The following is a 24807-nucleotide window of genomic DNA, read 5'->3' as shown; positions in this document are numbered from 1 at the left end:
CGTCCCCTTCGCCCAGCAGGTCCGGAGCGGTGGCCGGCCGGTCCCCGAACGGTGGCCGGAGGGCTCAGCCGTCGGCCAGGTAGCGCTGGAGCGTCGGGGCCACCATGGCGACGATCTCCTCCGGGTCGGCGGAGGCCAGCGGCTCCGTCCGTACGACGTACCGCAGGATCGCGATGCCGATCATGTGGGAGGCGGCGAGCTCCGCGCGGAAGGTCGGATCCGGTACGTCGAGGTCCGCCGCGATCCGTTCCAGCAGCCTGCGCAGCACGAATCCGCGCAGCACCTTCGCCGCCGCCTCGTGCGTGAGCGCGGAGCGGATGACGGCGAGCAGCGGCGCCCGGGACACCGGGTTCTCCCAGACGCCGATGAAGTAGCGGGCCAGCCGCTCCCCGACGTCCTCCGAGGGGCCGGACAGGATCGAGGGGATGACGAGCGCGGGTTCGAAGGAGACCTCGACGGCCGCGGCGAAGACCTCGTCCTTCGTCCCGAAGTAGTGGTGGACCAGCGCCGCGTCCACACCCGCCGCCTTCGCGATGCCCCGGACGGAGGTCTTGTCGTAGCCGCGTTCGGCGAACTCCGTGCGGGCCGCCTCCAGGATCCTGGTGCGGGCGTCGGGCCCCCCGGTGCGCGCCGCGCGGGAGGGCCGGCCCCTGCGCCGGGGGGACGGGCCGTCGGCGCCCGGGGTCACGGGCGGGGAGCCCGCGCCGAGGACGCCAGGTGGAGCCGGGTGAAGGCGAGCGCCTCCGCGAGATCGGCCTCGCGTTCGGCCGAGGACATGGCACGGCGGGTGTTGACCTCGATGACCACATGGCCGTCGAAGCCGGTGCCGGCCAGCCGCTCCAGCAGTTCCGCGCAGGGCTGGTCCCCCCGGCCGGGCACCAGGTGCTCGTCCTTGCCGGAGCCCTTGCCGTCGGCGAGGTGGACGTGGGCGAGCCGGTCGCCCATCCGGTCCACCATGGCCAGGGCGTCGCTGCGGGCGGTCGCGGTGTGCGAGAGGTCCACGGTGAAGTGCCGGTAGTCGTCGTTGCTGACGTCCCAGTCCGGGGCGTACGCGAGCATCTCGCGGTCGCGGTAGCGCCACGGGTACATGTTCTCCACCGCGAAGCGCACATCGGTCTCGTCCGCCATGCGCCGGATGCCGGTGACGAAGTCCCGGGCGTAGGAGCGCTGCCAGCGGAACGGCGGGTGGACGACCACCGTCGAGGCACCGAGCGTCTCCGCGGCGGCCCTGGCGCGCTGGAGCTTGACCCACGGGTCGGTGGACCAGACCCGCTGGGTGATCAGCAGACAGGGCGCGTGCACCGCCAGGATCGGGACCCCGTGGTAGTCCGAGAGCCGCTTCAGCGCCTCGACGTCCTGGCTCACGGGGTCGGTCCAGACCATGACCTCGACACCGTCGTAGCCCAGGCGCGCAGCTGTCTCGAAGGCCGTCGCCGTCGACTCCGGATAGACGGAGGCCGTCGACAGGGCGACCTTCGCATCCGGGATGCGCACCACTGGTTCTGCCACGTGGACAGGGTACGGGCAGCGGTGTACGAGGCCGAGGGAGCCCGGCTGAAAGTGAGAAGGCCCATGCGGCACGGAGCACCGCGGCCCGCACGGGGCCCGGCCCTCCGCGGGCCGCACCCTCCGCGGGCGGCGGGTCAGGCCAGGGCCGCCGCCCGCTGCGCCGGCAGGTGGTCGAGGCGGCGCAGGATGACCCCTTCGCGCAGCGCCCAGGGGCAGATCTCCAGCTCCTCGACCCCGAACAGGTCCATCGCCCCCTCGGCGACGAGCGCCCCCGCCAGCAGCTGGGCGGCGCGCCCCTCGGTGACCCCGGGCAGGGTCCCCCGCTGCTCGACGGTCATCGCCGACAGCTTCGGCACCCACTCCTCCAGGGACGAGCGGGTGAGGAGGCGCTGCACGTAGAGCCCCTCGGCGGAACGGGCGGCTCCGGTGATCCGGGCGAGCTGCCGGAACGTCTTGGAGGTCCCGACGACGTGGTCGGGCGGCCCCAGCCGGGTGAACTCGCCCACCGTGCGGGCGATCCCTGCACGGACGTGGCGGCGCAGCGCGCGGACGTCCGTCGGGTCCGGAGGGTCGCCGGGGAGCCAGGCGGCGGTGAGACGGCCGGCGCCGAAGGGCAGCGAGACGGCGGCGTCGGGTTCCTCGTCCATCCCGTAGCCGACCTCGAGCGAGCCCCCGCCGATGTCCAGGACCAGCAGCTTGCCCGCGGACCAGCCGAACCAACGGCGGGCGGCCAGGAACGTCAGCCGGGCCTCCTCCTCCCCGCTGAGGACGGCGAGGGCGACCCCGGTCTCGTCCCGCACCCGGGTCAGCACCTCGTCCGCGTTGCCGGCCTCGCGGACGGCGGAGGTGGCGAACGCCAGCACGTCCTCGCAGCCCTTGTCCTCGGCCGCCCGGAGGGCGTCGCCGACCGTGGCGACGAGCCGGTCCACACCTTCGGGGCCGATCGAGCCCTCCGGGTCGAGGAGTTCGGCGAGCCGCAGTTCGGCCTTGTGCGAGTGGGCGGGCTGCGGGCGGGCACCGGGATGCGCGTCGACCACCAGCAGATGCACCGTGTTCGATCCCACGTCGAGGACTCCGAGTCTCATACCGGAACGCTACTGCGGCTTACTCTGGGCGGGTGCCAAAGACGAAAAAGGCGAAGCCGGACAAAGCCGCGAAGAAGCAGCCGAAATCGAAGCAGGAGATCCACCAGCCGGGAGCAGCGGGGCCGGACGGGCCCGACGAGAAGGGGCTCGACTTCCCCCGGGCCTGGGTCGAGTTCCCCGACCCCTCCGACGACGAGCAGGTCTACCGCTGCGACCTGACCTGGCTGACGTCCAGGTGGAGCTGCGTGTTCGGCAGCGGCTGCCAGGGCATCCAGGCGGGCCGTGCCGACGACGGCTGCTGCACGCTGGGCGCGCACTTCTCGGACGAGGACGACGAGAAGCGGGTGGCCGGTCACGTCGCGCGGCTCACGCCGGAGATCTGGCAGTTCCACGACGTCGGCACGGATACCGGCTGGGTCGGTGTCGACGAGGACGGCGAGCGCCAGACCCGTCGCTGGGAGGGCTCCTGCATCTTCCAGAACCGTCCCGGGTTCGCGGGCGGCATGGGCTGCTCGCTGCACATCCTGGCCCTGCGGGAGGGCAAGGAGCCGCTGGAGACCAAGCCCGACGTGTGCTGGCAGCTTCCGGTCCGGCGGACGTACGACTGGATCGAGCGGCCCGACGACACCCGGGTGCTCCAGATCTCGATCGGCGAGTACGACCGGCGCGGCTGGGGCCCCGGCGGTCACGACCTGCACTGGTGGTGCACCTCGGCGACCTCCGCGCACGGGGCCGGCGACCCGGTCTACGTGTCCTACCGGCCCGAACTCACCGAGATGATGGGCGAGGAGGCCTACGACCGGCTGGCCGGGCTCTGCGAACAGCGCCTGGCCTCGCTGCTGCCGATGGCACCGCACCCGGCCGACCCGGCCTGAGCGCCGCCGGGCACCGCGCCGGGCCGACGGCCGCCGGGGCGGGCCGAGCGTCGCCGGGGCGGGGCCTCTGGCCGAGGGCGGACGCGCGCCCCGGCCGGGGCCGACCGCCCGGTGGTCCGTGCCGAGGGCCCGGTCCCGCCGGTCCGGTGCCCCGCAGGCCCGGCACCCCGGCGTCCCGACGGCCCGCCGTGCGGCGGCCCGGTGCGGTGTGCGGCCGGGCCGCGGGCACCGGCACGGCCCGCGGCGGAACGTTTGTGCTCCGCACCCGGGCGGCCGGTGCCCGTCACCCTCCCGACCCGGACGGCTCGCCCGGGGACGACGGGCCGGACGACGGCCCGGGGTCGGTGGGCCCGTCCGACGGCGGCGGCGTGGGACTCGGCGAGTCCGGCGGGTCCGTGGGGGTCGGGGTCGGTTCCGGCGGGTCGGTGGGCTCCGTGGGGGTCGGCGTCGGGTCCGGCGACGGCGGCGGGGAGGACGGTGCGGTCGGCGTGGGGCTCGGGGCGCCGGACGACGGGTCGGGGGACGGCGCCGGGCTCCCGGGGCGCGGGGCGCCGTGGCCGCTGATCGCGACCGCCGACCCCGAGGGGGCCAGCAGGACCCGGGCGCTCCAGGGTCCGCGCGGCTCGGCCGAGCGGTCCACGAACACGTAGAAGGTGGTGCTCCGGCCGGGCGCGACCGTGCCGGACGTGCGGCTGAGGCGCAGCCACGCCGCGTCGGACCGGGCCGTCCAGGCGACGGCTTCGTCGCCCGTCGCGGTCAGCGTGATCGTCGTACGGCCTCCGGACGAGCGGGCCGAGACACTGAGCGCCCCCGCGCCGTCCGGGACGGCGCCGACGCTGACGACCTCGGCCGAGACGTCGGCGCCCGGGGTGCCGTCCGGGAAGCCGCCGTCCCCGCCGGGTCGCGCGTTGCCGCCGCTCTCGTCGTCGTACGGATCGCCCCCGGTGCCGGGTCCGCCCTCCGCCTCGGTCGCGGTGACCGAGGTGTCGCGTCCCTCGCCGGTGAGCGGCGCGCCCCGGTAGGCGGCCCACAGGGCGATCACCGGAGCGGCCACGACCGTCGCCACGACCGTGGTCGTCACCACCCGGGCCCGCACCCGGTCGCGCCGCGCGGCGTGGTCCTTGGGGTCGAGCGGGAAACCGGTCCGGCCGAAGCGCGGGGCTCCGGTCCGGGTGCGCCGGGCGTGCGCCAGGGCGACGCGCACCGAGGGGCGGGGCGCCTCGACGACCGGCAGCGGGGCGACCGGGGTGACGGCCGCTCCGGGCCAGGGACCGGAGGCACCGGCCCGCTCGGCGGCCCGGCGGCAGCGGGGGCAGTCGTCGACGTGGCGGACGAGCTCCCGGCGCAGGGCGGCCGAGAACAGCACCTGGTGGCTTCCGGTGAGCCGGGCGACCGCGGGGCAGTTCCCGTTCTCCACGACGGCGAGGGCGGCGCGGGTGCGTTCGACCTCGCAGGCGGCTCCGGCCAGGAGCTCCCGGGCGCTGCCGGCGTCGAGGCCGAGCACGGCCGCGACGGCGCGCGGGGTGAGGCCGTGGCGCACGGCGAGCTCCAGCGCCTCGCGCTGCTCCGGGCTGGTGCCCGCGGCCTCGGGCCAGGCCAGCTGGGCGAGTTCGCGCCGGCGCGCTTCGGCCGCCGGGGACTCGGCGGGGGCGCCGATATCCTCCTGCGCACCACCGGGCGCACCGGCGGCGCCCTCGTGCGGCGCGGAGCCCTGGCGGTGCGGACGCCGCCGGTGCGCCTGGCGGCCCCTGCGCTGCTCGGTGAGCACCCGCAGGCACTCCCACCTGGCCAGGGCGTACAGCCAGGATTTACGTTCCTCCTCGGCCTCGGGGCACCGGCCGTCCTGCCGTTCGGCGACCGCCAGGACCGAGCCGAGCGCCTCGGTGGCCGCCTCGTGGTCGCAGAGCACGGAGAGGCAGTAGGTGAACAGGCCGTCGAGGTACGGCTCGTCACGTGCGGGCGACCTGCGCACCGGAGGGCGGGCCTCTCGACGGTGCGCCCGGTGTGCGCCGGTGGTGTGCGTGGGGGGCTCCAGTCTGCTGCTCGTCACCGTGCGACCGTAGGCAGACCAGGGAGTGGCCCTGACAGCATTTTCCGACATTTAATCCTTACGGGTGACAGCACGCCCCGAAAGAGGACAGGGAACCCCGTTCCCTGCGGAAGCGGCACATCGGGCACATGTTCGGCCCCCGTGCCCACGGCCGGTGCTGTCGGACCGCCCCTATACGGTGACGCCATGGCTGCCCGTACGAAATCCGCGAAGGACCGGCCGTCCTACCGCTGCACCGAATGCGGCTGGACGACCGCCAAATGGCTCGGCCGCTGCCCGGAGTGCCAGGCCTGGGGGACGGTCGAGGAGTTCGGCGGCGCCCCCGCGATCCGCACGACGGCGGCGGGCCGGGTGTCCTCCGCCGCCCTGCCGATCGGGGAGGTCGACAGCCGGCAGGCGACGGCGCGCTCGACCGGGGTCGGCGAGCTGGACCGCGTGCTCGGCGGGGGCCTCGTGCCCGGCGCCGTCGTCCTGCTCGCGGGCGAGCCGGGCGTCGGCAAGTCGACGCTGCTGCTGGACGTCGCGGCCAAGGCGGCGAGCGACGACCACCGCACGCTCTACGTCACGGCCGAGGAGTCGGCGAGCCAGGTGCGGATGCGGGCCGACCGCATCCGGGCCATCGACGACCACCTGTTCCTGGCCGCCGAGACCGACCTCTCGGCGGTCCTGGGACACCTGGACGCGGTCAAGCCCTCGCTCCTCGTCCTGGACTCCGTGCAGACGGTCGCCTCCCCCGAGATCGACGGCGCACCCGGCGGCATGGCGCAGGTCCGCGAGGTCGCCGGGGCGCTCATCCGGGCCTCGAAGGAGCGCGGCATGTCGACGCTCCTGGTGGGCCACGTGACCAAGGACGGCGCGATCGCGGGGCCCCGGCTGCTGGAGCACCTGGTCGACGTGGTGCTGTCCTTCGAGGGCGACCGGCACGCGCGCCTGCGGCTGGTGCGCGGCGTCAAGAACAGGTACGGCGCCACCGACGAGGTCGGCTGCTTCGAGCTGCACGACGAGGGCATCACCGGCCTGGCCGACCCCTCCGGGCTCTTCCTCACCCGCCGCGACGAGCCGGTCCCCGGCACCTGCCTGACGGTCACCCTGGAGGGCAAGCGCCCGCTCGTCGCCGAGGTCCAGGCCCTGACGGTCGACTCGCAGATCCCCTCGCCCCGGCGCACGACCTCGGGCCTGGAGACCTCCCGGGTCTCGATGATGCTGGCCGTCCTGGAGCAGCGGGGCCGGATCAGCGCGCTCGGCAAGCGGGACATCTACAGCGCGACGGTGGGCGGCGTGAAGCTCACCGAGCCGGCCGCCGACCTCGCGATCGCCCTGGCGCTGGCCAGTGCCGCCAGTGACACACCGCTCCCGAAGAACCTCGTCGCCATCGGCGAGGTGGGCCTCGCCGGGGAGGTCAGAAGGGTCACCGGGGTCCAGCGCCGGCTCGCGGAGGCGTACCGTCTCGGGTTCAAGCACGCCCTGGTCCCGAGGGACCCGGGGCGGGTCCCGGCCGGCATGAAGGTCACGGAAGTGGCCGACATGGGTGACGCCCTGAGGGTCCTCCCCCGCCGGTCCCGGCCGGACGGACCACAGGACGACGGCGCGCGCCGGTAGACTTTGCCCTGGTTCTCGCCCGCCCGTACGACGGTACGAGGGACGCGAGGGCACCGCGAACCTGTGACCGGAGGAGTGCAGTGGCAGCCAACGACCGGGCAGCATCGCCCGGAAAGTCCGGCCAAGGCACGGGGAACGAGGCCCTGATGCGTGCCTCGTTGAGCGCGGTGGCGCCCGGGACGGCCCTCCGCGACGGCCTGGAGCGCATTCTCCGCGGCAACACCGGCGGCCTGATCGTCCTCGGCATGGACAGGACCGTCGAGTCGATGTGTACCGGCGGCTTCGTGCTGGACGTGGAGTTCACCGCGACGCGGCTGCGCGAGCTGTGCAAGCTGGACGGCGCGATGATCCTCGACAAGGACATGACGAAGATCCTGCGGGCCGGCGTCCAGCTGGTCCCGGACGCCTCCATCCCCACCGAGGAGACGGGCACCCGCCACCGCACGGCCGACCGGGTCTCCAAGGCCTGCGGCTTCCCGGTGGTGTCGGTCTCGCAGTCGATGCGCCTGATCGCCGTCTACGTGGACGGGGAGCGCCGGGTCCTGGAGGAGTCCTCCGCGATCCTGTCCCGCGCCAACCAGGCGCTCGCCACGCTGGAGCGCTACAAGCTCAGACTGGACGAGGTCGCCGGGACGCTCTCCGCGCTGGAGATCGAGGACCTGGTGACGGTCCGGGACGTGACGGCGGTCTCGCAGCGGCTGGAGATGGTGCGCCGGATCGCGACCGAGATCGCCGAGTACGTCGTGGAGCTGGGCACCGACGGCCGGCTGCTGGCCCTCCAGCTGGACGAGTTGATCGCCGGTGTGGAGCCGGAGCGCGAGCTGGTCGTGCGCGACTACGTCCCCGAGCCGACCGCGCGGCGGTCCCGCACGGTCACGGAGGCGCTCGCCGAGCTGGACACGCTCACCCACACGGAGCTGCTGGAACTGCCGGTGGTGGCACGGGCGCTGGGATACAGCGGCTCCCCGGAGACCCTGGACTCGGCGGTCTCGCCGCGCGGCTACCGGCTGCTGGCGAAGGTGCCGCGGCTGCCCGGGACGATCATCGAGCGGCTGGTGGAGCACTTCGGCGGCCTGCAGAAGCTCCTCGCCGCGAGCGTGGACGACCTCCAGGCCGTGGACGGGGTCGGCGAGGCGCGGGCCCGGAGCGTGCGGGAGGGTCTCTCGCGCCTGGCGGAGTCCTCGATCCTGGAGCGGTACGTCTGAGGTCCCCCGCCCCGGACCGCGCGCCCTGAGACAGACCGCCCACCGGAGCGGGCACGAGCCCCGGGGCAGCGGCTCACCGTCCCGGACCGCACGTCCGGAAGCTGACCGTCCGACGGACCGGCCCCGCTCCACGCCCCGTGGAGCGGGGCCGGTTCCGTGCCGCCGAGCGCGTTCCGGCGCCGAGCGCCCCGCCGCGGACGGTTCCCGCGGCGGGCCCGGGGAGGTCCGCGGTGCCGTCAGTCCTCGGCCAGGACGAACGAGGCCCGCTGCACGCTCTCGCCCTGGACCCGGGCCTCCAGCAGATACGTCCCCGGGACGGCCTTCCTGACGGGGGGCGTCGCGCACCGGGGCGCGCTCCCCCTGCGGTCCCACGTCACGGTGTGGACGATCGTCGCACCGGCCGGGATCCGCAGGAAGAAGGCGCCGCCGTCCTTCGGGCAGTCCTCGGAGGCCCACACCTGGGTGTCGTCCTCGCCCGCCTCGGTGATCGTGAACACCGCGCTCTTCGGGCCGAAGTCGGCCTTGCAGTCGGCGGTCGAGGTGTTCCTGGCGCTCAGCCGGAACTCCGGCTCGTCGTCGGGGGCGTAGCTGTTCTCCGTCCGCAGGTTCACCTGCAGGGCGGCGGGTGTGCAGTCGGGGAGCGAGGACCCGGCCGGCACCTGCTGACCGCCGGCACCGTCACCGCCGCCGGTTCCGGTGCCCGCCGACGCGGACCCGTCCGATCCGCCGGTGCCGGATCCCGCCGCGCCGCCCGTCCCGCCGTCCCCCGAGGACCCCGCAGCTCCGGAGGACCCCGAGGATCCCGCCGACGTGCCGGCTCCCGAGTCCCCCGACTCGTCGCGTCCCCCGGGGGGTTGGCCGACGACGGGGCCCGATCCCGACGGCCCGGGGGTGATGGACGGAGCGGGGTCGGAGCCTCCCGGCTTGCCGTCGTCCTTCGCTCCCCCGCCACCGCCGCTCAGGGTGACGGCCCACACGACCAGCGCCGCGAGCAGCGCGATCACCAGCACCGCTCCTGCTCTCCGACGCCAGTAGATGCTGGAGGGAAGCGGCCCGACCGGATTGCGCATAGAACCCACGGAGCGAACTGTACGAGAGATCCCGCCCGACTCCGGCCCTCAACCGCCGCTCTGATCGACAATTCTCCGGATCATCATCACGGAAGGGCTCTTCCCGGGCGCTTCCAGCCACTTTGCACCGGATCGGAGATCGTCCGTCCCGGACGAAGAGACAGAACGGGTGGCGTTATCACCCCGTGGGCCCTGAGCCGGGCGCGACACCCCCACAGCCTGACTCGCCGTCCGGTCTTCCGTGCCAGGATCGTGGGTGCGATGACTGCCACGACTGCGACACATACGCCCCCTGCCTCCCTCCATACGCCCGTCATCGGGTGGTTCGAGCAGCACGCCCGCGATCTGCCCTGGCGCCGCCCCGAAGCGGGCGCCTGGGGCGTGATGGTGAGCGAGTTCATGCTGCAGCAGACCCCGGTGAACCGGGTCCTCCCGGTCTACGAACAGTGGATGGCCCGCTGGCCGCGCCCCGCCGATCTGGCCGCCGACGCACCGGGCGAAGCGGTCCGCACCTGGGGCCGGCTCGGCTACCCGCGGCGCGCGCTACGGCTCCACGGCGCGGCGCAGGCGATAACGGAACGTCATGGCGGGGACGTACCGAGAGAGCACGGTCAGCTGCTCGCACTGCCCGGGATCGGGGAGTACACGGCCGCGGCCGTGGCCTCGTTCGCGTACGGGCAGCGCCATCCCGTGCTCGACACGAACGTCCGCAGGGTGTTCGCCAGGGCCGCCACCGGTATCCAGTACCCGCCGAACGCGACCACCGCGGCCGAGCGCAAGCTCGCCCGCGCCCTGCTCCCCGAGGAGGAGGGGCGCGCGGCGAGCTGGGCGGCGGCCACGATGGAGCTCGGCGCACTCGTGTGCACCGCGAAGAACGAGGACTGCACGCGCTGCCCGATCTCCGGTCAGTGCGCCTGGCGGCTGGCGGGCAAGCCCGCCCACCAGGGCCCGCCCCGCCGCGGCCAGACCTACGCCGGCACGGACCGGCAGGTACGGGGGCGGCTGCTCGCGGTGCTGCGCGATTCGGTCACCCCGGTGCCGCAGTCCGCGCTCGACTCCGTGTGGGAGGAGCCCGTGCAGCGGGCGCGCGCCCTGGACGGGCTCGTCGCCGACGGCCTGGTCGAGCCCCTCGCGAACGGCCGTTACCGGCTTCCCCTCACCTGATCCGCACCTCCGACCGCACGCCCCCGACCCGCACCCGCGACCGCACGGCTGTACCTCGGCTGTTACACAACCGATGGACAGCCGTGCGGTCGTGTACGGCTCCTCCGCACAGCCTCGTGACAACGCCTCCGTAACGTCACCGCACGTCGGGAACGGGACCACCCGGCGACAGCGGTACACGGGGATCCACGGGGACGGAGGCGGTTGTCATGGCGCAGAGCGAGGTGCTCGGCTTCGAGGAGTACGTACGGACCCGGCAGGACGCGCTGCTGCGCAGCGCCCGCCGGCTGGTGCCCGACCCCGTGGACGCCCAGGACCTGCTCCAGACCGCGCTGGTGCGCACCTTCGGCCGCTGGGACGGCATCGCCGACAAGTCACTCGCCGACGCCTACCTGCGCCGCGTCATGATCAACACGCGCACGGAGTGGTGGCGGGCGCGCAAGCTCGACGAGATACCCACCGAGCAGCTCCCCGACGCGAGCGTCGACGACGGCGCCGAGCAGCGGGCGGACCGCGCCCTGCTCGTGGACGTCCTCGGCGTGCTCGCTCCGAAGCAACGCAGCGTCGTCGTGCTGCGACACTGGGAGCAGTTGAGCACGGAGGAGACGGCCGCGGCGCTCGGGATGTCCGCCGGTACGGTCAAGAGCACGCTGCACCGCGCCCTGGCACGCATGCGCCAGGAGCTGGAGGAGCGTGCGACCCGGAACTGTGGGGCCGAGGAGGCACCGACGCGGATTCCCACGCAACGGAACCGGCGTCACGACGAGCGGGGGCAGGATCGGTGGGCGGCCTGACCGGCGGCACGGAGGGGACGACGGCGGCCCGGGGGAGACTCGGAGCGGGCCTGGTGGCGGGGAGTGCGGCGGTGGCCGGGCTCGCCGCCTTCGGGCTGTTGTGCGCCGGCTGCTCCTCCGGGGGCACGGGCACCCGCGACGAGGGCCCCGCGGACCCCCAGCCGGTCGCCCGGGGGACGCCGTCGACCGCGCGTGCCTCGGGGGCGGCGCAGCCCGTCCCGCAGGTGAACGCCGTGCAGCTGGTCCTGCACGACCCCGAGGTGAGCAGGCGCTTCAAGGACGACCTGAAGCCCTGCACCGGTGACGAGTACCCGGTCGACACCTCGTACGGCACGCTCACCGGCGGTTCGGCCGCCGATGTCGTGGTGAACGTGATGACCTGTGGTGACTCGGTGGGGGTCGGCACCTACGTCTACCAGCGGCGCACCGACGGTGCGTACAGGAACGTCTTCGCCGCCGAGGTGCCCGCGGTCTACGGCACCATCGACCGGGGCGACCTGGTGGTGACGACCCAGGTGTACGGCTCGAAGGACTCGGTGGCGTACCCCTCGGGCGAGGAGGTCGTCACCTACCGCTGGGCCGCCGGCCGCTTCACCGAGACCGACCGGGTGCACAACGACTTCAACCGAGCCGTCGGCAGCGGGGAGGACGGCCTCCCCGCACCGCAGACGGCGCTGAACTGAGAGCCGCCCCATGGCCGATACCCACGTCCTCTTCGTCGAGGACGACGACGTCATCCGCGAGGCCACCCAGCTCGCCCTGGAGCGGGTCGGTTTCACGGTCACCGCGGTGCCCGACGGTCTGCGGGGCCTGGAGGCCTTCCGTGCGGACCGCCCCGACATCGCGCTGCTGGACGTGATGGTCCCGGGTCTGGACGGGGTCAGCCTCTGCCGCCGCATCCGCGACGAGTCGACCGTGCCCGTGATCATGCTGTCGGCCCGGGCCGACGCGATCGACGTGGTGCTCGGTCTGGAGGCCGGGGCCGACGACTACGTCACCAAGCCGTTCGACGGGGCGGTGCTCGTCGCCCGGATCCGCGCCGTGCTGCGGCGCTTCGGCCACGCCGCCGGTGCGGGGGACGGGAGTCCCGCCGCGGCCGGCGAGGAGCAGGACGAGGCGGGCGGTGTGCTGGTCTTCGGCGACGTGGAGATCGACACCGAGGGCATGGAGGTGCGCCGCGGGGGCGCGCACGTGGGTCTGACCCCCACGGAGATGCGGCTGCTGCTGGAGTTCTCGGCGGCACCCGGCACGGTGCTCTCGCGGGACAGGCTCCTGGAGCGGGTCTGGGACTACGGCTGGGGCGGGGACACCCGCGTCGTCGACGTCCATGTGCAGCGGCTGCGCACCAAGATCGGGCAGGACCGGATCGAGACCGTCCGCGGTTTCGGCTACAAGCTGCGCGCATGAGGCGGCTGGTCCTGCGGACCGGGGTCCGCTGGAAGATCAGCGCCGCGATCGCCGCCGTCGGCGCTCTCATCGCACTGGCGCTGAGCCTCGTCGTCCACAACGCGGCCCGCATGTCGATGCTGGAGAACGCCCGCGAGGTGCAGCTGGAGCGGCTGCTGTTCGCGCAGCGGCTGTACGAGGCGACCAACGCGCAGAAGCCGTCGCCGAAGTTCGGCGCCAAGATCAACGACCCGTCGCTGCCGGACAGCCTGCGCAGCCAGATGCAGGAGAACCGGCGCGCCACCCACGTCGACGAGTACGCGGACGGGGTCCCCGACGTCTGGGCGGCCGTACCGCTCGCCAACGGCGACATCCTCTCCCTGCACACCCGGTTCGCCGACCGCAGCTCCATGATCATGAGCGATCTCGACCGGGCTCTGATCATCGGCTCGGTCTCGGTCGTCTTCGGCGGCTGCGCCCTGGGCGTCCTGATCGGCGGCCAGCTGTCCCGGCGGCTGCGCAAGGCCGCGGCGGCGGCCGGCCGGGTCGCCCAGGGCAACACGGACGTGCGGGTGCGGACGGCCGTCGGCGGGGTCGTCCGGGACGAGACCGACGAGCTGGCCCGGGCCGTGGACGCGCTCACGGACGCGCTGAACGAGCGGATCGAGGCGGAGCGCCGGGTGACCGCCGACATCGCCCATGAGCTGCGCACCCCGGTGACCGGGCTGCTCACCGCGGCCGAGCTGCTGCCCCCGGGCCGGCCGACGGAGCTCGTGCGCGACCGGGCCCAGGCGATGCGGACCCTGGTCGAGGACGTCCTGGAGGTGGCCCGGCTGGACAGCGCCTCGGAGCGGGCGGAGCTGCAGGAGCTGCCGCTGGGTGAGTTCGTCAGCCGGCGGATACGGCTGCTGGACCCGGATGTTCCGGTGCAGGTGCTGCACGAGTCCTGGGTGTCCACCGATCCGCGGCGGCTGGAGCGCATCCTTGGCAATCTGCTGGGGAACGCCGCCAAGCACGGGGCCGGCCCGGTCGAGGTCACCGTGGAGGGCCGCGTGGTGCGGATCCGCGACCACGGGCCCGGCTTCCCCGAGACGCTGCTGCAGGAGGGGCCGAGCCGGTTCCGTACGGGCAGCAGCGACCGGGCCGGGCGCGGTCACGGTCTGGGGCTGACCATCGCCGCGGGCCAGGCACGGGTCCTGGGGGCCCGGCTGACCTTCCGCAACGCGGCACCCACCGGCGGGACCGACGGCTCGGGCGGGGCGGTCGCCGTGCTGTGGCTGCCCGAACACGCGCCGACGAACACCGGGAGCTTCCCCCTGCTGCCGGAGGAAACGGCCTGAGCGCCGGGCGCGGCCCCGGGGACCTGTCGTCCTCGGGGCCGTGTCCTCGCGGTCTCGCGTCTTCGCGGTCTCGCTTGGGAGGGTCAGCGCGTCCTCGCGTTCTCGCTCCGGAGGGTCGGTGCGTCCTCGCGTCCTCGCGTTCTCGCGTCCTCGCGTCCTCGCGTTCTCGCTCCGGAGGGTCGGTGCGTCCTCGCGTTCTCGCGTTCTCGCTTAGGAGGGTCGGCGCGTCCTCGCGTCGGGGGCGGCAGGTGCCCGGGCCGGGCGGCCGGGGCGTCACGGCCGGGGGCGTCCGCGATGCCGTGTCCGGGCCGTCGCGTCGAACCGTGCCGCGCCCCCGACCGCTCAGACGGCCTGCGACTCCAGCGCCGCGGACCGGCCCGGCGCCGTTCCGTCGTCGTCCGACGAGGCCTGCGGCTTCGCCGTGCCGCGCAGCGGGACCTCCTTGACGAACAGCGCCGCGACCAGCGCCACCACCGCGACCGAGCCGCCCACCAGGAAGGCGATGTGCGTCCCCGAGGCCACGGCGTACTCGTAGGCCTCACGGGCGGCATCCGGGAGCTTCGCCAGGCTGGACGCGTCCAGCTGCGCGGACCTCTCCGTCACCCCGCCGCCGCCGCGTGCCGCCATCTCGTCCTGCACCCGACCGGTGAACAGCGCGCCCATGATGGCGACCCCGAAGGAGCTGCCGAGGGTGCGGAAGAGGGTGGTCGCGGACGAGGCGACGCCCATGTCCTTGAGCTCGACGCTGTTCTGCGCGACGAGCATCGTGATCTGCATCAGGAAGCCCATGCCCGCGCCGAGCACCGCCATGTGGATGCCGGCGGTCAGGCGCGTGGTGCCGGTGTCCATGGTGGCCAGGAGGAACAGGCCCGTGACCATGAGGACGCTGCCCACGATCGGGAAGATCTTGTACTTGCCGGTGTTCGTGGTGATGCGCCCCGCCACGAGCGAGACGACCATCATCGAGAGCAGCATCGGCAGGAGGAGCAGCCCGGAGTTGGTGGCGGAGGCCCCCTGGACCGTCTGCTGGTAGAGGGGCAGGAAGAGGACCGCCCCGAACATCACGAAGCCGGTCATGAAGCCGATCACCGACATCAGGGTGAAGTTGCGGCTGCGGAAGATGTGCAGCGGCATGATCGGCTCGGCGGCCCTGGTCTCGACGAGGACGAACCCGACGAGGGAGGCGACGCCGAGCGCGATGAGCTCCATGATCACGGCCGAGTCCCAGGCGTACTCCGAACCGCCCCAGGTGGTGACCAGCACGATCGCGGTGATGCCCACGGTGAGGAGGGCGGCGCCGAGGTAGTCGATCTTCGCCGTGGACCGCTCCTTGCGGGGCAGGTGCAGCACCACCGTGACCATGGCCAGCGCGACCGCGCCCAGCGGGAGGTTGATGTAGAAGCTCCAGCGCCAGCCCAGGTGGTCGGTGATCGCACCGCCGGCCAGCGGTCCGCCGATCATGGCGACCGCCATCACACCGGCCATCATGCCCTGGTACCTGCCGCGCTCACGGGGAGGCACGAGGTCGCCGAGGATGGCCATGACGCCGACCATCAGACCGCCCGCACCGAGGCCCTGGACCGCGCGGAACCCGATCAGCTGGCCCATGTCCTGGGCCATGCCGCTGAGCACCGAGCCGATCAGGAAGATCACGATGGACGTGAGGAAGACGCCCTTGCGTCCGTAGAGGTCGCCGAGCTTGCCCCAGATGGGGGTGGAGGCCGCGGTGGCCAGGGTGTAGGCCGTGACCACCCAGGACAGATGCTCCATGCCGCCGAGGTCGCCGACGATCGTCGGCATCGCGGTGCCGACGATCAGGTTGTCCAGCATGGCCAGCAGCATCGTGATCATCAGCGCGAGCACCACCACCCGGACGCTGCGTGTGCGCGGCTCGGCCGCCGCCTTCATCGGTTCCGCCATGTCGTCTTCCCCTGATCCCCTGGTGTCCGGTCCGCCGACCCGACACTTACTTGTCGCCCGGCTAGTTGGCTAGACTGAGGAAAGTAGACCCGTAACTAGCCGGTCGTCAAGTAAGTTCTTGGGAGAGTCGCATGGGCAGCACGCCGCAGCCGCGCCGGGGCAACACCCGCCAGCGCATTCAGGACGTCGCCCTGGAACTCTTCGCGGAACAGGGGTACGAGAAGACGTCGCTCCGTGAGATCGCCGAACGTCTGCAGGTCACCAAGGCGGCGCTCTACTACCACTTCAAGACCAAGGAGGACATCCTCGGCAGCATCTTCGAGGACCTGAACAGGCCGGTCGAGGAGCTGCTGGAGTGGGGCAGGGACCAGCCGCGGACGCTGGAGACCAAGAAGGAGATCCTGGTCCGCTACAGCGAGGCCCTCAAGGAGGCCGCGCCGCTCTTCGTCTTCATGCAGGAGAACCAGGCGGCGGTGCGCGACCTGAGTATCGGACCCACCATGAAGAAGCGGGTCGTCGCCCTGGTCGAGCTGGTCAAGGACCCGGACGCCGCACTACCCGACCAGGTGCGCTGCTTCACCGCGCTCTTCGCGATGCACGCCGGGATGATGGCCCTCAAGGACGCCGAAGGCGACCCCGAGGAGAAGCGCAAGGCTGCTCTCGAGGTCGCCTTCGAGCTGGTGACCAAGGCCCATGATCCGGGGCCCACCGCCTGACCGGGCGGCCGCGGGGCGCACGCGCCGACCGCGTGCGGCGTGAGCCGCTTCGGGCGGTGAGGGCGCCGGCCTCGGGTGCACCGGACGGTGACGCCCGCCCGCGTCGGGTCCGTCAGACGGTGACGTGCACGGACTTCAGGTACGAGACCGGGTTGAGCGCCGAACCGTAGTCGGGCGAGTTACGGATCTCGAAGTGCAGGTGCGGGCCGCTGGAGTTCCCGGTGTTGCCGGACAGGGCGATCCGGTCGCCCGTCTTCACGTGGTCACCGACCTTGACCTCTATCTTCGACAGGTGCGCGTACTGCGAGTACTTGCCGTTGGCGTGCTTGATCACGATGGCGTTGCCGTACGCGGGACCGTCGCCGCCGCCGTTCGGGCCCGCCTTGACGACCCGGCCGGTGTGCGCGGCCTCGACCTTGGTGCCGATCGGGACCGCGAAGTCCTGACCGGAGTGCTTGTGGGCCCAGCGGCTGCCGCCGGTGCCGTAGCTGGCGCTCAGCTCGTAGTGGCTGACCGGGGCCTCCCAGGAAGCGGCCTTCTTCTTGGCCGCGGCGGCCTTCTTCGCAGCCGCCTTCTTCTTCGCCGCGGCCTTCTCGGCCTTGTCGGCCTTCGCCTGGGCGGCGGCCTTGCTCTGGGCGGTCGCCTGCTGGGCGACCGAGTCGGCGGTGACCGCGCCGGCGAGGGCCGCGGTGTCCGCGGTGCCCGTCGTGCCGGACGCGAACGCCGCGCCCGCACCGAACACCATCGACGCACCCAGGCCGGCGGCCACGACGGCGCCACTGACGCGGGACATGGACGGGCGGCGGGAGTGCTGGAACGTAACGCGCTTCGACATGCGGGGAGAACCTCCGGGGTGACTGGACCCGATGCTCGACCGGGCTTGCTCCACCTTGGTAACCCGCACCCCCCAGAACACTCAAACACCCCATCTACGAACAAAAGCCGTAGTCGCGGGAGCGGGAATGCACGGCGGCCGGCACCCGGCACGCGACGAACGATCTTTTCGGGCAATATGCGCGAAACGGGTTTAACCGCAGCTCCCGCGGCATCCTTCCTGGACACGGCGCACGAACAGCGCCATATCGCCATGACCGTCAGAAGTCTGCTCCGGCGTGGGCCGAAAGTCCCACGACCGGCCACCGCTGTTTCTCCTACCGCCCCTAGTAGGGCTCCTGAGGCCTGTGCGCCTTGTCACCGCCGGTGGGTCGGAAGCCTGCCCGTTTCGGGACCTTCGGCCCCGGGGCGCCCGAGGACGGGCCTCTCTCCGCCCCGGAGCCGGGCGCGCCCACACCGGCGGACCGGACCGGCAGGGCTTACCAGGCACGGCACCGCGCGACCGGAGGGACCCGGTCTGCTGCGGAAGGCCGGCACCTCCCGCAGCAGACCGGGAGCCGGGGCGGTGAATCAGCCGCCCCGGCTCCCGGCGTCGCCCAGCCGTCGGCTCGCGCGGACCCTCCCGTCAGCCGGCGCGAACGACCCTGACCCCCTTGGCCTCGAAGTCATAGACCTTCTGATTGAGCCGCAGACCGTCGACCGCCCCGATCCACATGCTGTCGCGCCCCTTGCCCACGGCGACGGTATAGACGGTCGCCGGCGCACCTCCGTCGGCGAGCGCAGCCTTCAGCTGCGGAAAGGTGCACAGCGTGGTCTGGTTGCAACCGGTGGCCGTTCCGGCGGCACCCGTGAGGAACCACTGGCCGGTCGTGGTGGCGTCCAGAAACGGGCTCCAGCGGTCGGTCACCGGGGAGGCGTCCGGTACCCACACCATCGAGGAGTAGGTGGTGGCCGGGGCCGCCGTCAGGTTCGGATTGATCTCGAACCTGATGTTGGGCATGTTCCGCGGACCCCCGTAGGAGACGTTCTCACCGGTCTGGAAGACGTGGAAACCCAGCCGGTTCAGCCCGGACACGGGGTCGCCGTAGAAGTCGACCTCATTACCGAAGTCGACCTTCTCGCTGGGCGGGGTGAGCGAGGTGGAGTCGTCCGCCACCTCGATGCCCAGGCTGCCCGTCCCGTACGGCGGCCTGGCGGAGGGGCCGGTGACCCCGAACGATCCGAACGGGCCGTTCCGCAAGGCCGCGACGGGGGAGCCGATCGTGTTGCGGGTGATCACGCCCCAGTGGTCAGCCCTTCCCCCTCCTCCGCCGGTGACGGCCGATGCCGCTCCGGGGACGGCCGCAGCAGCGACCGCGGCCAGCGCGGTCACACCGAGCAATACTTTCCGCCTCACGTCAAAGCGAGCGCTCACGCCCACTCCTTCCAGGTGTTCGGCAGGGCGACACGAACGCCGCAACCGAGTCGGCACGCCCCGCCACAACGATGCGCTTGATAGCACAGGGTCACGAATTGTGACCTATGTGTGAATGTTTGCCGCACTTTGCGTGATGGGCAAACCGACATCCACACCACACCGCGTGCCCGCCGCCGTCCGACTGCAGTGCCGGACGACAGGATCACCCCGGAATCCGGAGCTGCGCCCCGGCGCGTGTGCCCGACCCACGCGAATGCCTCGGCCACGGAGCGGTGACGCGTGCCGCTCCGATGCAGTAGCGCGAACGAACCGCGCTACCCCGATCGCCACCGACGCGGCCGCGCCCACCGGGCCGCTGATCGAGGACACACGTCGAAGGGGCTGCCCCGGACCGAAACCGGTCCGGGGCAGCCCCTTCGACGCTCAGGCGTCCGACGCGCCCTACGCTTCCTTCGTCAGGTTCGGGCCGCCGCCCGCTGCCTGCTCGATCGGCGGGACGTCCGGCAGAGCCGACTTCTCCTCGCCGCGGAAGGAGAACGTCTTCTCGTCCCCTTCGCCCTCCGTGCCCACGACCACGATGTGACCGGGACGCAGCTCGCCGAAGAGGATCTTCTCCGAGAGGATGTCCTCGATCTGGCGCTGGATCGTCCGGCGCAGCGGCCGGGCGCCCATCACGGGGTCGTAGCCCTTCTTCGCCAGGAGCGACTTGGCCTCGGCACTGAGCTCGATGCCCATGTCGCGGTCCTTGAGGCGCTCGTCCACCTTCGCGATCATCAGGTCGACGATCTGGATGATGTCTTCCTCGGTGAGCTGGTGGAAGACGACCGTGTCGTCGACACGGTTGAGGAACTCGGGCCGGAAGTGCTGCTTGAGCTCTTCGTTGACCTTGACCTTCATCCGCTCGTAGTTCGTCTTCACGTCGCCCTGGGCGGCGAAGCCCAGGTTGAAGCCCTTCGAGATGTCCCTGGTCCCGAGGTTGGTCGTCATGATGATGACCGTGTTCTTGAAGTCCACGACCCGGCCCTGGGAGTCGGTCAGGCGACCGTCCTCCAGGATCTGGAGCAGGGAATTGAAGATATCGGGGTGGGCCTTCTCGACCTCGTCGAAGAGGACGACGGAGAACGGCTTGCGGCGCACCTTCTCGGTGAGCTGGCCGCCCTCTTCGTAGCCCACGTAACCGGGGGGCGAACCGAAGAGGCGGGAAACCGTGTGCTTCTCGCTGAACTCCGACATGTCGAGGGAGATCAGCGCGTCCTCGTCGCCGAAGAGGAATTCGGCGAGCGTCTTGGAGAGCTCCGTCTTACCGACACCGGACGGGCCGGCGAAGATGAACGAGCCACCGGGGCGCTTCGGGTCCTTCAGGCCGGCCCGCGTACGGCGGATCGCCTGCGAGAGGGCCTTGATGGCGTCCTTCTGCCCGATGACGCGCTTGTGGAGCTCGTCCTCCATGCGCAGCAGACGCGAGGACTCCTCCTCGGTCAGCTTGAAGACCGGGATGCCGGTGGCGGTGGCCAGGACCTCGGCGATGAGCTCGCCGTCGACCTCGGCGACGACGTCCATGTCGCCGGCCTTCCACTCCTTCTCCCGCTTGGCCTTCGCCGCCAGCAGCTGCTTCTCCTTGTCCCGGAGCGAAGCCGCCTTCTCGAAGTCCTGGGAGTCGATCGCCGACTCCTTGTCGCGGCGGACACCCGCGATCTTCTCGTCGAACTCGCGGAGGTCCGGCGGCGCGGTCATCCGGCGGATGCGCATCCGGGAGCCGGCCTCGTCGATCAGGTCGATCGCCTTGTCCGGCAGGAAGCGGTCCGAGATGTAGCGGTCGGCCAGGGTGGCGGCCTGGACCAGCGCCTCGTCCGTGATGGAGACCCGGTGGTGGGCCTCGTAACGGTCGCGCAGACCCTTGAGGATCTCGATGGTGTGCGGCAGCGACGGCTCCGCGACCTGGATGGGCTGGAAGCGGCGCTCCAGCGCGGCGTCCTTCTCCAGGTGCTTGCGGTACTCGTCGAGCGTCGTGGCACCGATGGTCTGGAGCTCGCCCCGCGCCAGCATGGGCTTGAGGATGCTCGCGGCGTCGATCGCGCCCTCGGCGGCACCCGCACCCACCAGGGTGTGGAGCTCGTCGATGAACAGGATGATGTCGCCGCGGGTGCGGATCTCCTTGAGGACCTTCTTCAGGCGCTCCTCGAAGTCACCGCGGTAGCGGGAGCCCGCGACCAGCGCACCGAGGTCCAGGGTGTAGAGGTGCTTGTCCTTGAGGGTCTCGGGCACCTCGCCCTTGACGATGGCCTGGGCCAGGCCCTCGACGACGGCCGTCTTGCCGACGCCGGGCTCGCCGATGAGCACCGGGTTGTTCTTGGTGCGGCGGGACAGCACCTGCATGACCCGCTCGATCTCCTTCTCGCGCCCGATGACCGGGTCGAGCTTGGACTCACGAGCGGCCTGGGTGAGGTTCCGGCCGAACTGGTCGAGCACCAGGGACGTGGAGGGCGTGCCCTCCGCGGGGCCGCCGGCGGTGGCGGCCTCCTTGCCTCCCGAGTACCCGGAGAGCAGCTGGATGACCTGCTGCCGCACCCGGTTCAGGTCGGCGCCCAGCTTCACGAGGACCTGGGCGGCGACGCCCTCGCCCTCGCGGATCAGGCCGAGCAGGATGTGCTCGGTGCCGATGTAGTTGTGGCCGAGCTGAAGGGCCTCCCGGAGCGACAGCTCCAGGACCTTCTTCGCCCGGGGTGTGAAGGGGATGTGCCCGGACGGGGCCTGCTGGCCCTGACCGATGATCTCCTCCACCTGCTGGCGGACCGCCTCGAGCGAAATCCCGAGGCTCTCCAGGGCCTTAGCGGCGACACCCTCACCCTCGTGGATCAGGCCCAGGAGGATGTGCTCGGTGCCGATGTAGTTGTGGTTGAGCATCCGGGCTTCTTCCTGAGCCAGGACGACAACCCGCCGCGCGCGGTCGGTGAACCTCTCGAACATCGTTAATCGCTCCTCAGAGCGGTCAGGCAGTAAGGGGTCGGTCCCCTCCCTGTCCTTCCGCAGCTTAGTCCCGCAAGCGGGGACCGCTCATTTCAACTGCCGACACCCGGCCCTGCTTCCCGGGGAACTCCCGCCCCGAACGCCGACAACTGCTCCAACCCGATGGTGCGAGACGATGTTCCCGCAGGCCAGGCAGATAGCCCTTTCGCCAGTACGCCGATGGCGAACGTGCGACGTTTTTGCCCGCGTGTCGCCCCTTCCCACTAGGGATGTCTTACCCGCACTCACCGACAGTCCATGCGGCGCACCCCCGTTTCCTCCGCTACGGGCGAACAACTTCGCGCCGGCGGATGCCCCCGCACGCCCCCTCGGCGACCACGTTGAGCGGTCGTCCGCCGACGGCGCGTAACTCCGGGCCGGGTTCGGTGGTTCATCGGACATGGCTTCCGTCGTCCCGCCTCCCCGCTCGCCGTCCGGTTCCGAGGACCGGGCACGGTGGTACGTCCGCGAGCTCGGCTGGGCGACGGCCGGCACCTCACCGGTGCTGCTGCCGACGGGGCTGCGCTTCGACGTGCTGGAGCTGCCCGCCGCGGCAGGTCACGCGGCGCTGCGCCGGATCGGACGGACCGGTCCGGTGGCGGTGGCGGGGCAGCGGATGAGGCTGCTGGTGGCCCCGGGCGGAGCCGACGAGGTGCCCGGTCTGCTCGACTGGCTGGAGTGGGGCGGAATCGACCTCGACCTGTCCGCCGTCGGCGCCGGCGGGCACATCACGGCCCCGGCGCCGCCGGGCTGGGCGACGACGGGCTCGCCGGGGGCCGCGGTCTGGCTGCGGCCCCCCGGAACACGCCAGGAGGCGGAACGGTCCCTCCCGGCCCTCGGCGGCCTCGGGAGCAGCGGTGGGGATGCTCCCGACCTCGTGCGGCTGGTCGACGCGGCGGCCACCGAGTGCCACCGGGCCAGACTCGCTCGTGCCCGGACGCACCGGTGGGCACATCGGCCGACGGTTCAGCCGTTGGCCTGCTCGTAGGCCTCACGGATCTCGGCGGGAACACGGCCGCGGTCATTCACATTGTGGCCGTTCTCGCGCGCCCAACGGCGAATCTCGGCCGTGTCCTTGTTGCCACCGGAAACAGCGCGGCCCTTGCCGCGACCGGCCGCTGCCCGGCCACCGGTGCGACGCCCGCTCTTGGTGTACGGCTCGAGAAGACCGCGAAGCTTGTCCGCGTTGGTCGTGGTGAGGTCGATCTCGTACGTCTTGCCGTCCAGAGCGAACGTCACGGTCTCGTCAGCCTCGCCACCGTCGAGGTCATCAACAAGAAGGACCTGAACCTTCTGTGCCACCGGATTTCCTTTCATCGAAAAATGCAGTACGCGGAAAGGAAACCGCTTTTCTCCGGAAAACACAAACCCCCGGGAGGGGTTCAGCAGCGCAAGAACACGGGAAACATGCGCGATTCGGACATAGGGTTCCGGCACCTTCCGCTGCTCACAGGTGCAGAAGCATCCGACTGTTGCCCAAGGTGTTCGGCTTCACTCGTTCGAGACCCAGGAACTCGGCGACACCCTCGTCATAGGAACGCAGCAGCTCGCTGTAGACATCTCCGTCGACCGGAGTCTCCCCGATCTCGGTGAAGCCGTGCGCGGCGAAGAAGTCCACTTCGAAGGTGAGGCAGAAAACCCGGCGGACACCGAGCCAGCGCGCGGTCTGCAAGAGCTTGTCCAGAACCTGGTGCCCCACTCCTGCGCCCTTGACGCCGAGGTCCACGGCGAGGGTGCGCACTTCGGCCAGGTCCTCCCACATGACGTGGAGTGCGCCGCAGCCGATGACACGGCCGTCGTCGTCGCGTTCGGCGACCCAGAACTCCTGGATGTCCTCGTAAAGGGTCACCGTCGCTTTGTCGAGCAGGATGCCCTGGGAGACGTAGCCGTCGAGGAGTGCGCGGACGGACGCCACATCGCTGGTCCTGGCCCGGCGGACCGTGATGGCCGGCTTCGGCCCATTTACCGACGGGCCGGTATGAACATCTGCGCGAGATCCGGTTTGCGGCGCGCTATGCGTTCCTGATTGCGACTCGGTACGGTGCTCGGTTTGCGACTGCTCTGAGGACATCCCCCGACGCTATCGCCCGCTCTCCGGCGGCGCTTCATCGGCTGCGGCAGTCCCGTCGGGGCGGTTCCCGTCGGGTTCGGGGAAGTCGGGTGCCACGACCCGCATCGCATCCCGGAGCGCTTCACGCTGCTCCGCGGACATCATGCCGAAGAAGGCGACCAGTGCGGCGGCCGGGTTGTCGCTCTGCGACCAGGCTTCGTTCATCAGTGCGGCCGCGTATGCGGCACGGGTGGAAACCGCCGTATACCGATAGGCCCGGCCATCCACTTCACGGCGGACCCAGCCCTTCTGATGGAGATTGTCCATAACCGTCATGACGGTCGTGTAGGCGATGGACCGTTCCCGCTGAAGGTCCTCCAGAACTTCCCGCACGGTGACCGGGCGGTTCCATTGCCAGACCCGTGTCATCACGGTGTCTTCCAGCTCTCCCAATTGGCGCGGCACAGCGTCACCTCACGTGCTAGATGTCCGGAACGGGATCACTCCGGGACGACAGAAGGGCGCACGGCTCCCGTCGGAGCCGTGCGCCCTTCGTCCTCGGTCCGGGTCAGACGCCCTCGGGCCGCGGAGCCTGCTTGGCCAGTTCTGCGCGGGCGAGCGCCGCGTCCACCGCGGCGTCCTCCTTGGCCTTGTTCGGGCCGCCCTGGCTCTTGATGATCGTCCTGACGAGGCCGATGAAGAAGACGGCCATCACCACGGGGGGAACGAGCGCGGATACGTAGTCCATGCCGTCCAGGGTAGCGAGCCCGGCATTCCGGCCGCTCCC

At 71.8% G+C, this 24807-nt stretch carries 23 protein-coding genes; 10 read left to right on the top strand and 13 right to left on the bottom strand.

Annotated features, from left to right (window positions below; translation table 11 throughout):
- Window positions 1-64: 64 nt before the first annotated feature.
- The 3 genes from ABZ172_RS07615 to ABZ172_RS07605 form a co-directional block, all read right to left on the bottom strand.
- The gene (locus ABZ172_RS07615) at window positions 65-688 is read right to left on the bottom strand and encodes a TetR family transcriptional regulator (protein WP_356881171.1); all 624 of its coding nucleotides are present in this window, start codon (window positions 686-688) and stop codon (window positions 65-67) included.
- On the bottom strand, window positions 685-1509 hold the full coding sequence (locus tag ABZ172_RS07610) for a sugar phosphate isomerase/epimerase (protein ID WP_356881169.1): 825 nt from the start codon (window positions 1507-1509) through the stop codon (window positions 685-687). The genes ABZ172_RS07615 and ABZ172_RS07610 overlap by 4 nt, the downstream gene beginning before the upstream one ends.
- Window positions 1510-1643: 134 nt before the next feature.
- Window positions 1644-2594 (bottom strand): Ppx/GppA phosphatase family protein, encoded by a 951-nt coding sequence (locus ABZ172_RS07605; protein ID WP_356881167.1) that lies wholly within the window; start codon window positions 2592-2594, stop codon window positions 1644-1646.
- Window positions 2595-2626: 32 nt separating this feature from the next.
- Here ABZ172_RS07605 and ABZ172_RS07600 point away from each other — a divergent pair, with 32 nt between their 5' ends.
- On the top strand, window positions 2627-3469 hold the full coding sequence (locus ABZ172_RS07600; protein ID WP_356881165.1) for a hypothetical protein: 843 nt from the start codon (window positions 2627-2629) through the stop codon (window positions 3467-3469).
- 283 nt (window positions 3470-3752) lie between these two features.
- Here ABZ172_RS07600 and ABZ172_RS07595 read toward each other — a convergent pair whose 3' ends face one another.
- Complete coding sequence (locus ABZ172_RS07595; RefSeq protein ID WP_356881163.1) at window positions 3753-5570, bottom strand: hypothetical protein; 1818 nt, start codon at window positions 5568-5570, stop codon at window positions 3753-3755.
- 135 nt (window positions 5571-5705) lie between these two features.
- Here ABZ172_RS07595 and radA point away from each other — a divergent pair, with 135 nt between their 5' ends.
- Both radA and disA read left to right on the top strand, forming a co-directional pair.
- Window positions 5706-7118: a DNA repair protein RadA gene (gene radA / locus ABZ172_RS07590; protein ID WP_356881161.1), complete on the top strand. Its 1413-nt coding sequence runs from the start codon at window positions 5706-5708 to the stop codon at window positions 7116-7118.
- Window positions 7119-7198: 80 nt separating this feature from the next.
- On the top strand, window positions 7199-8323 hold the full coding sequence (disA, locus tag ABZ172_RS07585) for a DNA integrity scanning diadenylate cyclase DisA (protein WP_356881159.1): 1125 nt from the start codon (window positions 7199-7201) through the stop codon (window positions 8321-8323).
- A gap of 236 nt (window positions 8324-8559) precedes the next feature.
- Here the strand turns inward: disA and ABZ172_RS07580 are convergent, their stop codons facing one another.
- Window positions 8560-9393 carry a hypothetical protein gene (locus ABZ172_RS07580; RefSeq protein ID WP_356881214.1) on the bottom strand — a complete coding sequence of 278 codons (834 nt, stop codon included), beginning with the start codon at window positions 9391-9393 and terminating at the stop codon, window positions 8560-8562.
- Between the two features lie 261 nt (window positions 9394-9654).
- On the opposite strand from ABZ172_RS07580, the gene ABZ172_RS07575 reads away from it, so the two are divergent.
- The 5 genes from ABZ172_RS07575 to cseC all read left to right on the top strand — a co-directional run bounded on the left by ABZ172_RS07575 (window position 9655) and on the right by cseC (window position 14077).
- Window positions 9655-10557: an A/G-specific adenine glycosylase gene (locus ABZ172_RS07575; protein WP_356881157.1), complete on the top strand. Its 903-nt coding sequence runs from the start codon at window positions 9655-9657 to the stop codon at window positions 10555-10557.
- A 209-nt stretch (window positions 10558-10766) separates the two neighbouring features.
- Window positions 10767-11351 carry a SigE family RNA polymerase sigma factor gene (locus ABZ172_RS07570; RefSeq protein ID WP_356881155.1) on the top strand — a complete coding sequence of 195 codons (585 nt, stop codon included), beginning with the start codon at window positions 10767-10769 and terminating at the stop codon, window positions 11349-11351.
- A gap of 71 nt (window positions 11352-11422) precedes the next feature.
- Window positions 11423-12034: a hypothetical protein gene (locus ABZ172_RS07565; protein ID WP_356881212.1), complete on the top strand. Its 612-nt coding sequence runs from the start codon at window positions 11423-11425 to the stop codon at window positions 12032-12034.
- 10 nt (window positions 12035-12044) lie between these two features.
- The gene (cseB, locus tag ABZ172_RS07560; protein ID WP_356881153.1) at window positions 12045-12758 is read left to right on the top strand and encodes a two-component system response regulator CseB; all 714 of its coding nucleotides are present in this window, start codon (window positions 12045-12047) and stop codon (window positions 12756-12758) included.
- Window positions 12755-14077 (top strand): two-component system sensor histidine kinase CseC, encoded by a 1323-nt coding sequence (gene cseC / locus ABZ172_RS07555; protein ID WP_356881151.1) that lies wholly within the window; start codon window positions 12755-12757, stop codon window positions 14075-14077. Before cseB ends, cseC begins: the two co-directional genes overlap by 4 nt.
- Window positions 14078-14419: 342 nt before the next feature.
- Here the strand turns inward: cseC and ABZ172_RS07550 are convergent, their stop codons facing one another.
- Window positions 14420-15997 (bottom strand): MDR family MFS transporter, encoded by a 1578-nt coding sequence (locus ABZ172_RS07550; protein ID WP_356881149.1) that lies wholly within the window; start codon window positions 15995-15997, stop codon window positions 14420-14422.
- Window positions 15998-16128: 131 nt separating this feature from the next.
- Between ABZ172_RS07550 and ABZ172_RS07545 the strand changes: the two genes are divergently transcribed.
- Entirely contained in the window at window positions 16129-16713 is a 585-nt protein-coding gene (locus tag ABZ172_RS07545) for a helix-turn-helix domain-containing protein (RefSeq protein WP_356881147.1), read from the top strand.
- A 112-nt stretch (window positions 16714-16825) separates the two neighbouring features.
- Here ABZ172_RS07545 and ABZ172_RS07540 read toward each other — a convergent pair whose 3' ends face one another.
- The 3 genes from ABZ172_RS07540 to ABZ172_RS07530 all read right to left on the bottom strand — a co-directional run bounded on the left by ABZ172_RS07540 (window position 16826) and on the right by ABZ172_RS07530 (window position 21931).
- Window positions 16826-17548 carry a M23 family metallopeptidase gene (locus ABZ172_RS07540; protein ID WP_356881145.1) on the bottom strand — a complete coding sequence of 241 codons (723 nt, stop codon included), beginning with the start codon at window positions 17546-17548 and terminating at the stop codon, window positions 16826-16828.
- 624 nt (window positions 17549-18172) lie between these two features.
- Window positions 18173-18961: a hypothetical protein gene (locus tag ABZ172_RS07535; RefSeq protein WP_356881143.1), complete on the bottom strand. Its 789-nt coding sequence runs from the start codon at window positions 18959-18961 to the stop codon at window positions 18173-18175.
- Between the two features lie 444 nt (window positions 18962-19405).
- A complete protein-coding gene (locus tag ABZ172_RS07530; protein WP_356881141.1) occupies window positions 19406-21931 on the bottom strand; it encodes an ATP-dependent Clp protease ATP-binding subunit in 2526 nt (841 codons plus the stop codon).
- 439 nt (window positions 21932-22370) lie between these two features.
- Here ABZ172_RS07530 and ABZ172_RS07525 point away from each other — a divergent pair, with 439 nt between their 5' ends.
- Window positions 22371-22958 (top strand): SCO3374 family protein, encoded by a 588-nt coding sequence (locus ABZ172_RS07525; RefSeq protein ID WP_356881139.1) that lies wholly within the window; start codon window positions 22371-22373, stop codon window positions 22956-22958.
- Here ABZ172_RS07525 and ABZ172_RS07520 read toward each other — a convergent pair.
- The 4 genes from ABZ172_RS07520 to ABZ172_RS07505 all read right to left on the bottom strand — a co-directional run bounded on the left by ABZ172_RS07520 (window position 22937) and on the right by ABZ172_RS07505 (window position 24768).
- Window positions 22937-23272 carry an Lsr2 family protein gene (locus ABZ172_RS07520; RefSeq protein ID WP_356881210.1) on the bottom strand — a complete coding sequence of 112 codons (336 nt, stop codon included), beginning with the start codon at window positions 23270-23272 and terminating at the stop codon, window positions 22937-22939. The genes ABZ172_RS07525 and ABZ172_RS07520 overlap by 22 nt on opposite strands.
- Before the next feature lie 145 nt (window positions 23273-23417).
- The gene (locus ABZ172_RS07515) at window positions 23418-24041 is read right to left on the bottom strand and encodes an amino-acid N-acetyltransferase (protein WP_356881137.1); all 624 of its coding nucleotides are present in this window, start codon (window positions 24039-24041) and stop codon (window positions 23418-23420) included.
- A 9-nt stretch (window positions 24042-24050) separates the two neighbouring features.
- Window positions 24051-24485 (bottom strand): BlaI/MecI/CopY family transcriptional regulator, encoded by a 435-nt coding sequence (locus tag ABZ172_RS07510; RefSeq protein ID WP_356881135.1) that lies wholly within the window; start codon window positions 24483-24485, stop codon window positions 24051-24053.
- Window positions 24486-24588: 103 nt separating this feature from the next.
- On the bottom strand, window positions 24589-24768 hold the full coding sequence (locus tag ABZ172_RS07505; RefSeq protein WP_014155530.1) for a hypothetical protein: 180 nt from the start codon (window positions 24766-24768) through the stop codon (window positions 24589-24591).
- Window positions 24769-24807: the final 39 nt, after the last annotated feature.

Origin of the sequence: Streptomyces sp. NPDC006296, from assembly GCF_040613235.1 — a bacterium.
Classification (GTDB): Bacteria; Actinomycetota; Actinomycetes; order Streptomycetales; family Streptomycetaceae; genus Streptomyces.
This window is presented reverse-complemented; position numbering and strand designations above follow the sequence as displayed.